Genomic DNA, 12305 nt, shown 5'->3' with positions numbered 1-12305 from the left:
GTCATCGCAGCATCCGCTGTGTCACGGACGCGGGGGAAGGTCTTCGAAGACTCCCGGGCGTTTCTCGGCCTTGGCAGCGAAAGCCTCCATCATGTCGCCCGGCTGAAACATGCCCGATTGCCACCCGGCGATCTGATGCAGCGCGTCAGCGGTCGAATGGTCGCGTGCGTAGCTGATCGCCTCCTTGGTGCCCCAGATCGCCAGGGGCGACTGGGCGGCGATGCGCCCGGCGATCTCGAGCACGCCGGCGATCAGGGCGTCGTGGTCTGCGAAGACCTCGTTGAAGAACCCCACCTCGTGTGCCCGCTCCGCCGGCACCCGGTCGCCGGTGTAGGCCCACTCGCGCGCCACCCCGTCGGGGATCAGCTTGCCCAGGCGCTGCAAGGTGCCGACGTCGGCGGTCATGCCGATGTTGATCTCCTGGATACACACGAAGGCATCCTCGGTGCCGTAGCGGCAGTCGGCCGCCGACACCATGTCGACCGCCCCGCCGATGCAGCCGCCCTGCACGGCTGCCAACACGGGAAAACGAGCCTCGGCCAAAGCGGTAAAGCTGGCCTGGAGGTGCTGCACCATCAGCCACAGGCTGGAGTTGCGCCGGCCCTGCTCGGTAGCGCCCGGGGCCCCGCCCAGCCCGCCGTCAGTAAACACCGCCAAGTCCATCCCGGCGGAGAAGTGCTTGCCGGTGGACGACAACACCATGACGCGGGTGGTGCCGGCGGCATCGAGGGCCCTCACGATGGCGGGAAGCTCGGTCCAGAACGCCAGCACCATCGAGTTGTAGGCGTCCGGGCGGTTGAGCTGCACGTGGGCGACGCCATCGGCGAGGCTCACGTCGAAGCACTCCCAGGCTGTGTCCACTGGGGGAACGGCCTCCATCGGCGATTCTCGATCGGTCGGTGTTGCGGTCACGGTGCGGGGCTCCTCTGGTTTGAACGACGCGGTGGATGCGGACGCGTCGTCACGGTACCCGGCCAGCGGCTGACAAACTGGCGAGGTGATACTTCGGCTGACCCTGCGGAGCGCCCGAGCCCACATACTGCGGTTCCTGCTCACCACCTTTGCGGTGCTCATCGGCGTCACCTTCATCACGACGGCCTACGGGCTGGCGGACCAGCTGCGGAGCATCCTCGACGAGGAGACCTCCGGCGCCGGCGCGCTGGGCGACGTCGGCGAGATTCCCGGTGCCAATCGGCTGTTGTTCGTGTCACCCGAGCTCACGTCGTTCGGATTCGGCGGCTCGCTCGATGCTGCCCTGGTCGACGAGATCGACGGCATCGACGGCGTCGCATCGGCGGTCGGGCAAAGCCAGCGTGGCGTCGCTTTCGGCGTGCCAGGGCGTCGCGTCGACGCCCTGGGGGCCATACAGAGTTCGGCCACCACCTCCGCCTTCGACGATGCCCGGTGGAAGCTCACCTCCGGCACCGCCCCCAAAGGCCCCGATCAGTTGGCGGTCAACAGCGACGGTCTCAGCGCCGCCGACGCACAGGTGGGCGACACGGCCTCGGTGTTTCTGCCGACCGGGCGACGGGACATGACCATCACCGGGGTGGTTTCGTCGGTGACCCCGGAGTCCTCCAGTTTGTTCACGTTCACCTCGGCGGTCGCCGTATTCGACCCGGCGGTCAATGCCCAGCTGTTCGGCGGCGGCAACCGGATCGACAGCATCCTGGTGGCGGTCGCCCCCGATGCCGACGTCGCCACCGTCAGCTCGGCGATCGAGGCCAACCTTCCCTCTGGCATCACGGTCGGCGACGCCGAGGACCTCACCGGCCAGGTCGTCGGCCTGATCAACACGATCGTCGACGGCATCGAGACCGGCATGTTGGTGTTTGCCGGCATCACGTTGTTCGTCGGCACGTTCCTGGTGGCCAACACGTTCTCGATCGTCGTCGCTCAGCGCACCCGGGAGCTGGCGGTGCTGCGGGCGGTCGGCGCCGGCCGGCGCCAGGTGTTCGTTTCGGTGCTCGGTGAGGCGGCGGTGATCGGGTTGATCGCCTCGCTGCTCGGTTTGGCCGCAGGGCTGGCGCTGTCCACGCTTGCGGGCTGGGCGATCGATACCGACCGAGGCTTCGAGCTGATCGTGTCGGGTCGCACCGTGGGCATCGGGTTCGGTATCGGCCTGGGGGTCACGCTGCTCTCGGCGCTGTTCCCGGCGCTCAAAGCGATCAGGGTGTCACCGGTGGCGGCGATGCGCGACACCGAGTCCGACCCGTCGCGTTCGGGGCTCTCGGGCCTGTTGATGGGCCTGCTCGCACTGGGTGTGGGCCTCACCGGCATCGTGATCGGCTTGGGCGGCGGACGGTCGACCCCACAGCGCATCGCTCTGATCGGCGGCGGTGCGATCGTGATGTTCCTGGCGCTCGCCGCGCTGTCGCGGGTGATCGCTGCGCCAGCGGTGCGGCTGATCGGAGCACCGCTCGGTTCCGGCCCGGTGCCGACGCTGGCCCGCACCAACGCCGCCCGCAACCCCAAGCGAACCGCCACCACCGCCAGCGCGCTGATGATCGGGCTGGCGCTGATCGCTTTGGTGGCCACCGTGGGCCTTTCGGTCCGTCAGAGCCTCGAGAACCAGCTGCGTAACAACACGACCGCCACCTGGTACCTCGTCCCCAACCAGTTCGTGCCCCCGGACCCGGCTGCCATCACCGACGCGCTGAGCGGGGCCGAAGGCGTGGCCGCCGTCGTGCCCAGCTCGTTCGCCAACGCCACCGTCGAAGGACCGGCCGGGAAGACGACGGGGGTGGCGGTCGCCAGGCTGAGCGAGGTGGGTGAGGTGTACGACCTCAACATCACCGACGGCCCCTCCGACGGCGGGGTATGGCTGTCGAGCGACGCTGCCGACAACCAAGGCGTCGGCCAGGGCGCCCGGGTCACCGTGTCCACAGGAACCGGCGCCGAGACCACCGCCACCGTCGGGGCGATCTACACCCGCACGGCGGCGCTGAGCGACATCATCATCGACGAGCGGGTCGCCGACGAGGTCGGCGCACAGGCTTTCGTGCAGGCCATTGCGATCAAGGCAACACCCGACACCAGCCCAGCGGCACTGAAGGCGTCGATCGAGCCGGTGGCCGCCGACTTTGCCAACGCCGAGGTGATCACCCCCAGGCAGTTCGAGGAGAGCCAGACCGGCCCACTCGACATAGCGGTGAAGGCCGTTGCCGCACTGCTGTTGGCCTCAGTGTTGGTCGCCGGGCTGGGCGTGGCCAACACCCTTGCGCTCTCGGTCTACGAACGCACCCGCGAGATCGGCCTGCTGCGAGCGGTGGGCATGACGCGCCGTCAGATCCGCAAAACGGTTCGGCGTGAGGCGGTGATCACCTCGGTGTTCGGTGGGCTGCTCGGCGTGGTGGTCGGTACTGCTCTGGGCTCGGCAGCGGTCAAGGTGCTGCCCGACTCGCTGTCGAACACCCTGGTGATCCCATGGCTGTGGATTATCGCCTGCATCATGTTCACGATGCTGATGGGCCTGCTCGCCGCGCTGTGGCCCGCCTGGCGGGCGGCGCGTATGAACATGCTCGATGCGATCTCCCACGAGTAGCTGATTGCAACGACCGGCCTCCCCCGAAGCACTTGCCGGCCCGGCGCTGTGGGGCGCTGCGTTGGGATGCTGTGCTGAACTGAGCCCCATGTACACGGGTGAACGTCCAGCGGTGCTCGAACGTGCGGCCACCCGGCGCCGGTTCCTCCGCGGCGCAGCGCTGATCGGCGCTGGCGCGCTGGGGGCGGCATGCAGCTCCGACGACGGTGGCGACGGAGCGTCCGCCGAGTCTGTGGCAGCCACCACCCTGCCGCCGGTCCCCGAGCTCGAGGGCGACCCGTTTGCCCTCGGGGTCGCCTCCGGAGATCCGAACGACACGTCGGTTGTCCTGTGGACCCGGGTGGTCATCGATCCCGCCCGGACAGACGGGGGTGTCGGCGAGGCTCCGGTGCCGGTCGCCTGGGAGCTTGCCGGCGACGAGGCATTCGACCGGGTGGTCGCTTCGGGCACCGAGGTGGCCCGTGGCGAGTCCGCCCACTCGGTGCACGCCATCGCCGACGGGCTCGAGCCGGACGGAACCTATTGGTATCGGTTCTCGATCGGCGAGACCATCTCACCAGTCGGTCGCACCCGCACCATGCCGTCGGCCGGAAAGCAGCCGGCGTCGGGCCAGTTCCGCTTTGCCCTGGCCACCTGCCAGGACTTCCAGGGCGGCCGCTACGCCGCTTGGCGCGACGCCGCCGAGCTGGACGATCTCGACGCCGTCGTGTTCCTGGGCGACTACATCTACGAGTTGGAGAACCTCTTCACCGGACCCGACGGCGATACCAGCCGCCAGTACACGTCGCCGGTCCCCAAGGACCTCAAGGGGTTCCGGGCCCGCTACGGCCAGGTGAAGGGGGACGAACAGCTTCAGGCCGCACACGCCGCCGCCCCCTTCTTTGCCACCTGGGATGATCACGAAGTCCTCAACAACTACAACGTGGCAGTCGATCCCGAGCTTCGTGCCGCCGCCTACCAGGCTTGGTGGGAGCACCAGCCGGTGCGGCTGCCGCCACCCGAGAACGGCGAGCTGGCGGTGTACCGCACCCTCGACGTGGGTGGGCTGATCCAGCTGTTCATCCTCGACACCCGCCAGTACTCCGACGAGCCGCCGTGCCCAGGCGACGACGGCCTGGGCACGGTCGCCGACTGTGCCCAGCGCGCCGATGACCAGCGCACGATGCTTGGCGAGGACCAGCGCGCCTGGCTGCTCGACGGGCTGGCGGCGTCGGAAACGACATGGACCGCGTTGGCCAACCCGGTGCTGTTCGCCGGGCTGGTCGCCGGCGAGACCGACGAGGGCACTCCTCAGTTCTACATGGACACCTGGGACGGCTTCCCCGCCGAACGGGCCGCGATCCGTTCGGCGCTCGCCGAGCTGGACAACCCGGTGGTCCTCACCGGCGACTACCACGCCAGCTTTGTGCTCGACGTCAACGGCCCGAGCCCATCCGGCGAGGCGACGGACCCGACTGCCGGCGACACGGTGTGCCCGGAGTTTCTGGTCACCGCCATCAGCTCGATCCTCTTCAGCGCCAACTACAACGATCTCAACCCCCAGGTGCGCTACTTCCAGGCCAAGCACGGCTACGCCGTGTTCACGGTGACCGAGGACCGCTTCGAGTGCGAGTTCCGCTATGTCGACGACGTCTGGGATGCCAACAGCACGATCACGGTCGGTCCGACGTGGGCGGTCGACGCCGGCGAACATGTAGCCACCGAGGTGACCGCCTGATGAGCGCCAGGCCCCAACCGCTCGACGGCCCCTCAGAGCCGTTCGCTCTGGCCGCACGAGCGGCCGAGCAGCTCGCCGGTCGGCTGGGTCGCAACGACCACCGGTTGGCGCTGTGGCTGGGCTCGGGTTGGCAGCGAGCGCTCGACGAGCTGAACGTCACCGCCACCACGTCCACCGACGAGCTGGCCGGCTTTCAACCGGCCGGCGCCATGGGGCACGGCTCGGAGGCGCACAGCGTGCGGGTCGACGCCCCCGAAGGCGAGAGCCTGCAGGCGCTGGTGTTTACCGGTCGCACCCACCTGTACGAGGGTCACGGCCCTGCGGCGGTGGCGCACGGCGTTCGCACGGCTGCGGCGGCCGGTTGCACGGTTGCGGTGCTGACCAACGCCGCCGGGTGCCTGCGAAGCGGCGATGCGGGGGCGAGCGATGGTGGCCCCGACGGCGCAGGCGCAGCGTGGCCCATCGGCAGCCCGGTGCTGATCAGCGACCAGCTCAACCTCACCGGTGCGTCGCCACTTACCGGCCCCCTCCCCCCACCTCCGCACGCCTACCGCCACGTCGACCTCACCGATGCGTACCACCCCCGCCTGCGCGGCCTGGCCCGGAACGTTGCGCCCGACCTGCCCGAGGGCGTGTACGCCGGCTTCCACGGGCCCGAGTTCGAGACACCGGCCGAGATCACTGCGGTCGGGCGAGCCGGCGCCGACCTGGTAGGACAATCGACCGTGCTCGAGACGATCGCCGCCCGCCAGGTGGGCCTGGGCGTGCTGGGCATCAGCCTGATTACCAATGCCGCCGCCGGGCTGGGGGGAGCGCTGTCCGCCTCTGAGGTGATCGAGGTGGCCGGCGCCGCCGCTCCCAAGTTGGCCCGCCTGCTCGCCCGGGTGCTCGCAGCACTGGCCGCCGACACCGAACTGTGGGAAGGCTCTGTTCTGTGAATCAGCGCGACGCCACACATCCCATCAACGGCAAAGCCACAGTGCCCACTGACAGCGGAGCCACGGTGCCCACTCACGCGGGAGCCCTGGTGCTCACCGGCGGCACGATCATCACCTGCGACGCCGACGACCGGGTACTCGACGATGGTGCGCTCGCCATCGTCGGCGATCGGTTGGCGGCCGTCGGCCCGACCGCCGACGTCACCGCCGCCTATCCGGGCGCCGCTCGGCACCCCCTTGGCGGGGCGATCGTGATGCCCGGCCTGATCAACGCCCACACCCACTTGGCGATGACGCTTTTTCGTGGGCTGGCCGACGACGTCGACCTGGAGGGATTCCTCGATCGCATCATGCCCGCCGAGGCCAACGTGTTGTCCGGCGAGGCCGTGCGCGACGGCGTTACCCTCGCCGTCGCCGAGTCGCTGCTCGGCGGGGTGACCGCCGCCCTCGACATGTACTTCTGGGACGGGGTGGCCTCCGAGGTCGCCCGCAGCGGTGGCCTACGCCTGGCCGGCGGCCCGGCGTTTCTCGGCGGGGGTAGCCCGGAGGGCACCAGCTTCGACGCCCAGGTCGAGCGCGCCCGGAGGCTCTGGGCCGACCAGGCCGAGGAAACGCCCGACGATCCGATCGGCCGCTGGGCCCACCCCCACTCCACCTACACGGTCGACCCCGATCAGCTCGCGCTGGTGGCCGAGGCTGCCCGCGCCGCCGGTGCACGCCTTCACACCCACGCTTCGGAGTCGGCCGGTGAGGTGGCGATGGTCAGCGCCGCCCGGGGCATGCGGCCCATCGCGCTCCTCGACTCGTTGGGGCTGCTCGGCCCCGACGTCGTGCTCGCCCACGCCGTGCACCTCGACGAGGCCGAGATCGCCGCCATCGCCGCCTCCGGCACCTCGGTTGCCCACTGCCCGGCATCCAACCTCAAGCTGGGCTCGGGCATCGCCCCCATCCCCGCCCTGCTCGCCGCCGGCGTGGTGATCGGGCTGGGCACCGACGGCCCGGCGTCCTCCAACGACCTCGACCTGTTTGCCGTCATGCGCCTCACCGCCCTGATCCACAAGGGGGTCAGCGGCGATGCGACCACCATGACAGCGCACCAGGTGCTGCGGGCGGCCACGATTGGCGGGGCAACGCTGCTTGGTGCCGGCGACTCGCTGGGATCGCTCGAGGTTGGCAAACAGGCCGACCTGGTCGTGCTCGATGCCGGAGCTCCCCACCTGACGCCCAGCTACGACCCGATCGGCACGGTCGTCTACGCCGCCGGACGGGGCGACGTCACCGACGTGTGGATGGCCGGACGCCGGGTGGTCGCCGACCGGACCCTGCTCACCATCGATGTCGCCGCCGCGCGTCACGCGGTCGCAGGGCGCCGCGACCAGGTGCTGGCAGCGCTCTCCTGAGCAACGCGACCGAGCTGGCGGTGGTGCTGACCGTCTTCCTCGTCGCGGTCGGATTCCGGCTCGCTGCGTTGACACTGCCAACGGACGAACGTCGGCGCGTCAACCGGATCGCCGTCCAGATCACACTGGCGGCCGCCGCGCTGGGGATCGGGGTCGGCCTGGTGACCCCGCTGCCACCGCTGGCGACCATGATCGCCGTCGCCTCCGTCGGGGCGATCGCAGCGACGGCGATGATCCTGGGCCAGGGCGCCTCCTACCGGGCGTCCAACTCGTCGCTGACCCCAGGCTTCTCGCTGTCGTCGCTCGCCCGCCGCAGCGGCAGGCTGGCCGGAGCCCACGCCGGGCAGGCGACAGCGTTCGGAGGCGCACTCCGGGACCTACTCGAGCAGTTTGAGCGGGACTTCGGCCCGTGGGGCGGAAGCTCACCCGATCCGGGACCGCCTCCAGACCCCCGGCGGGCAAGCGGACGGTCTCGACCTGCCCCACCGACCCCCGACAACCCCTACGGGATTCTCGGGGTCAGCCGCGACGATGATCGGGCCACCGTCCGCGCTCGCTACCTCGTGCTGGTCAAGCGCGACCACCCCGACACCTACCCGCCGCCGGGCGAGCGAACGCCGGACCAGGCGCAGCGGCAGGCCCGGGCCGAAGCGAACCTCAAGATCATCACCGAGGCCTACCGCCTGATCCGCGTCGAACGCGGCTGGAGCTGAGCGGCCCGAGACACCGTAGCACCCCAAGGGTGCTACGGTGCGTAGATGGCGATCAAGACGTTTGGAGTACGTGACCTGCGAAATTCAACCGCCGACGTGATCGACGCGGCCTTGGACGGACACGAGGTGTATATCAGCGTGCACGGCACCGCCAAGGTTCGAGTGGTGCCGATTGACGATGTCGCCCCGATGGCTCGCGTTGTCGCCGATGCAGCCGCGCTTCCCCGCGTCGCCTCGAACTCGCTGGAGGAACTCCTAGACGCCAAGGAGCGCTCTCAAGACGCACAGTCGGTTCGTTGACGTACCTCCTGGACACGTCAGCCATCATCGGATGGCTCGAACGCAGCGACAGCTCGCTGCCCTCCCTCATCGCCGCCAGCGATTCTGCGCTATACCACCCTGTCGCCCTCGGCGAGCTCTACGCCGGGATCGAGCGCGCCGGGACCAGCCCAGAGCGGGAGATGCGCACGAACACGTTGCGGTTCACGGTGCAGCGACTTGAGCAGATCGGCGAACACGCTCTACCCGCCGAACAGTTCGGCTTCCTGACCTCACGCTTCGGCCGAAAGCTCTCGCACAACGGCTACTGGACGGTTGCCACCGCGATCGCCGCAGGTGGCCTCACGTTGGTGACCGAGGACGTGAAGTTGTTTGACATCGTGACCTCCACGCAGTTTCTGGAAGCGCTCGACGAACGTGCTTGGCTGCCGCCGCCATGCGAGCTCGTTGAGTCCCAAGCGGTTCGCTAGACCGAGCGAACGCCGAGCTGACGCGGCGATCTCACCGCTGGCCGGTCAGACGCAGCGGGGTGCCGGGCCGGGTCCGGCGTTGCGTGGCGGTCGATTGCAGCCAGGCCAGGCCGTCGGGGGTTGTCGTCACGCTGACCTCCGTGTTGGAGCAGCCCCCGTCGGCCACCGATTGGTAGTTCACCCGCGCCGATTTCACGCGGTGCACATCGCCGCGTTCGTCGATCGCCGCCGGGTTGCTCCAGGCGACCCGCACCGGGGAGGCGTCGCACCGGGCGAACACCTCCGACCACACCATCGGTGACACCAACAGGTCGCCCGGCGCCCACAGGTCGCGAATCACTTGAGGTTCGGCGGTGTGGGCAGGCGAACCGGCGTCGGCCGACGCACCTACGTCCGGACCTGCGGCGAGCGGCGTGATCGTGGCCCGCCAGGCGGTGAAGCCCAGCGGTGGCGCCTCGACGTAGGTGCCAGACGCGTTCGCTCTTGCCGCGCCGTACCCGGGTGCAAGGGGCCCTGCGTCGTGATCGCCCGGCGCTCGGGCGACGGTCAGCCGGTAGGGCACCCCGACCCGCCACGGGTAGTCGACCGAGTTGGCATTGCCCGACGCCGACGGCAGCCATCCCCTGCTGCCGTCGAGTTCGCCGACGGCGCCGTACCCGCCCCAGTTGACCGCCCCGTGCCCGGGATGCTGGGCCGCCCACTGCGGGCCGGTGTGGGCGGCACCCTGGCGTCTGCCGCTCGCAGCATCCTCGAAGCCCACCTGCAACGCCCAGAAGTACAGGTCGTCGGTTCGAGGCTCGTCCAGGATGGTGAGGGTGACCCCCACCTCCACAAAGCGTCCGGGCAGGTCCCAGAACAGGTGCATCGACGACGCCCGGTTGCTCGAGGTGGGGTACCCGCGGGTGCGCTCGCTCGGGGCGAGCCCGCCGAAGAGGCGTCGTAACCAACCGGCCAGACCGGTGGGCCCATCGGGAGCGGCCTCGTCGGTCCCACCAGGCTCCTCAGCCAAGCGAGGCCTCGACCTCGTCCAGCTCGGTGATCAGACCCTCCCACTCGGCCATCGTCGCAGCCGCCCGGTCCTTCGCCTCGGCCAACTGGGCGACGAGCGACTTCACCTTGTCGGCATCGTCGTACACCGTCGGGTCGCCCATCTTCGCCTGGATCTCGACCACCTTGCCCTCCGTGCGGCCCACCCGCTTCTCGGCCGCCTGCACCCGCTTGCGCAGCTCGCGCGTGGCGTTGGAGTGCCGCTGACGCTCCTCCGCCGAGGCCTGACGGCGCTCCGCCGGGTTGGTGCCGGCACCGGCGCCGCCCGATGGGCCACCCCCATTTGCCCCGGCGGGTACCGAGGCAGCCGGCGGCTTCGTGCGATTGCGGCCCTTGGCCCGTTGCTTGCCCTGGCCGGACCTCCCTTGACTGGCCTTGCCCTGGTTCGATTTGCCCTGGCCGGACGTCTTCTGCCCGGCGGAACCCGTGACGGTGGCGCTCAACGGATGCGGGTGCAGCACGGCCTCGTCGACCTCGGGGTGGACCGTGACTTGTCCATCGCGCACCTCGATCAGCCCCGCTGCAACCGAGCGGATCAGGTGTCGATCGTGGGTCACGATCAGCACGGTGCCCGGGTAGGCCGCGAGGGCATCCTCGAGCACGTCGCAGCTGGGCAGATCGAGGTGGTTGGTCGGCTCGTCGAGCACCAGCAGGTTGACCGGGTTGACCATGATCGACGCCAACGCCAGCCGGGTGCGCTCACCGCCGGAAATGTCGCCGACCAGCCGGTCGACCGCATCGCCCCGGAAGCCGAAGGTGCCCAGGATCGAGCGGAGGTTTCGGCCTGCGGGATCTTTGCCGATGGCAGCCCGGAAGGTTTCCTCGACCGTCGCCTCCAAGTCGAGCTCATCCACCTGTTGCTGGGCGAAGTAGGCGACGTCGACGTTGGCGCCCAGCTGAGCGTGGCCCGCCGAGGCCTTCAGCTGACCCAACAACAGCTTCACCAGCGTCGACTTACCGGCGCCGTTGGGGCCGACCAGCGCCCACTTTTCGCCGCGCTCGATCACCAGGTCGACGCCGGTGAGGATCGGGTCATCATCGTCGTAGCCCACCGAGATGTCTTCGAGTTCGGCGACCACGCGTGCCGAGCGCTGCGGCTTGGGGAAGCCAAACTTGGCGACCAGCTGGCGGTGGTCGGGCACCTCGATGCGGTCGAGTTTTTCCAGGGTCTTCAGGCGGCTCTGCACCTGACGGGCCTTGGTCGCCTTGTAGCGAAACCGCTCGATGAACTTCTCGGTCGAGGCGACCGACTTGGCTTGGCTGGCCGCCTGGGCCTGCAGGTTGGCCAAGCGCTCCTCGCGGGCGACGATGAACTCGGCAAACCCGCCGACGTATTCGGTGGCGCCGCCGCCGACCACCTCGAGCACCCGCTCGGCCACCGCATCGATGAAGTCGCGGTCGTGGGAGACGAACAGGATCGAGCCCGGCCAGGCGGCCAGCTGTTCCTCAAGCCAGGTCACCGAGTCGACGTCGAGGTGGTTGGTCGGCTCGTCGAGCACGAGCACCTCGGGCTTGGCCAACAACAGCTGGCCCAGGGTGGCCCGCATGCGCCACCCACCGGACAGCTCCGACACGCTGCGGCTCGCATCGCTTGGCTTGAACCCCAGCCCAGCGAGCACCCGCTGGGCCTCGGCCTCCAGCTGGTAGCCGCCCGCAGCCTCGAAGCGGGTGCTGATCTCGCCGTAGGCGTCGAGTGCCGCCTCTGCCTTGGCCGCGTCGGGCGAGGCCATGTCGGCCTCCAGCGAGCGCAGCTCCTCCTCCATTCCGGCCAGCTCACCGGCGCCGGCCATCACATGGGCCAGCACCGTGTCGTTCACCTCGTCGGTGAGGTCCTGGGGCAGGTAGCCAACGGTGAGGTCCTTGGTGCGGTGCACCTCGCCGGCATCGGCCCGCTGGTGGCCGACGACGATCTCGAGGATGGTCGTCTTGCCGACGCCGTTGCCGCCGACCAGCGCGATGCGCCGCCCGGGCAGAAGTCGAAATGAGACGTCACGAAACAGTGTGCGGCCGCCGTGACCTTTTTCAAGTGAGGAGACCGAAATCATGACCGATCAAGGCTACCGACCCGCACCTCGGTGCCGGTCATCGCGAGCGAATGAACCGGGGAGCGGAAACGACCGTCACGGCGCGCTCTGGGCTCCCGACTTGGGACGAGCGAACGAACCGGGGAGCGGAAACGACCGTCAGGGCGCGCTCT

General features: G+C 69.5%; 10 protein-coding genes. 7 read left to right on the top strand and 3 right to left on the bottom strand.

The window, feature by feature from the left end; genetic code table 11:
* Positions 1-21: 21 nt before the first annotated feature.
* Positions 22-879: an enoyl-CoA hydratase-related protein gene (locus PKD89_RS00150; RefSeq protein ID WP_349257302.1), complete on the bottom strand. Its 858-nt coding sequence runs from the start codon at positions 877-879 to the stop codon at positions 22-24.
* Between the two features lie 118 nt (positions 880-997).
* On the opposite strand from PKD89_RS00150, the gene PKD89_RS00145 reads away from it, so the two are divergent.
* The 7 genes from PKD89_RS00145 (at position 998) to PKD89_RS00115 (ending at position 9061) form a co-directional block, all read left to right on the top strand.
* Positions 998-3544, top strand: coding sequence for an ABC transporter permease (locus PKD89_RS00145; protein WP_287389700.1), 2547 nt, complete (start codon positions 998-1000; stop codon positions 3542-3544).
* Positions 3545-3656: 112 nt separating this feature from the next.
* Entirely contained in the window at positions 3657-5261 is a 1605-nt protein-coding gene (locus PKD89_RS00140) for an alkaline phosphatase D family protein (protein WP_287377047.1), read from the top strand.
* Positions 5261-6199 carry a purine-nucleoside phosphorylase gene (locus PKD89_RS00135; protein WP_287389702.1) on the top strand — a complete coding sequence of 313 codons (939 nt, stop codon included), beginning with the start codon at positions 5261-5263 and terminating at the stop codon, positions 6197-6199. The genes PKD89_RS00140 and PKD89_RS00135 overlap by 1 nt, the downstream gene beginning before the upstream one ends.
* Before the next feature lie 65 nt (positions 6200-6264).
* A complete protein-coding gene (locus PKD89_RS00130; RefSeq protein WP_287377051.1) occupies positions 6265-7599 on the top strand; it encodes an amidohydrolase in 1335 nt (444 codons plus the stop codon).
* A 23-nt stretch (positions 7600-7622) separates the two neighbouring features.
* Entirely contained in the window at positions 7623-8312 is a 690-nt protein-coding gene (locus tag PKD89_RS00125) for a J domain-containing protein (protein ID WP_289012166.1), read from the top strand.
* A 45-nt stretch (positions 8313-8357) separates the two neighbouring features.
* Positions 8358-8612, top strand: coding sequence for a type II toxin-antitoxin system prevent-host-death family antitoxin (locus PKD89_RS00120; protein WP_289012165.1), 255 nt, complete (start codon positions 8358-8360; stop codon positions 8610-8612).
* The gene (locus PKD89_RS00115; RefSeq protein WP_289012164.1) at positions 8609-9061 is read left to right on the top strand and encodes a hypothetical protein; all 453 of its coding nucleotides are present in this window, start codon (positions 8609-8611) and stop codon (positions 9059-9061) included. The genes PKD89_RS00120 and PKD89_RS00115 overlap by 4 nt, the downstream gene beginning before the upstream one ends.
* Positions 9062-9092: 31 nt before the next feature.
* Here the strand turns inward: PKD89_RS00115 and PKD89_RS00110 are convergent, their stop codons facing one another.
* Together PKD89_RS00110 and PKD89_RS00105 are read right to left on the bottom strand one after the other, a co-directional pair.
* A complete protein-coding gene (locus tag PKD89_RS00110) occupies positions 9093-10070 on the bottom strand; it encodes a hypothetical protein (protein WP_289012163.1) in 978 nt (325 codons plus the stop codon).
* Entirely contained in the window at positions 10063-12153 is a 2091-nt protein-coding gene (locus tag PKD89_RS00105; RefSeq protein ID WP_349257301.1) for an ABC-F family ATP-binding cassette domain-containing protein, read from the bottom strand. The genes PKD89_RS00110 and PKD89_RS00105 overlap by 8 nt, the downstream gene beginning before the upstream one ends.
* Positions 12154-12305: the final 152 nt, after the last annotated feature.

The organism is Candidatus Neomicrothrix sp. (genome assembly GCF_035329545.1).
In the GTDB taxonomy this organism is placed as follows: domain Bacteria; phylum Actinomycetota; class Acidimicrobiia; order Acidimicrobiales; family Microtrichaceae; genus Microthrix; species Microthrix subdominans.
Note: the sequence above shows the minus strand (reverse complement) of the source record. Positions and strands in the feature narration are given on the sequence as shown.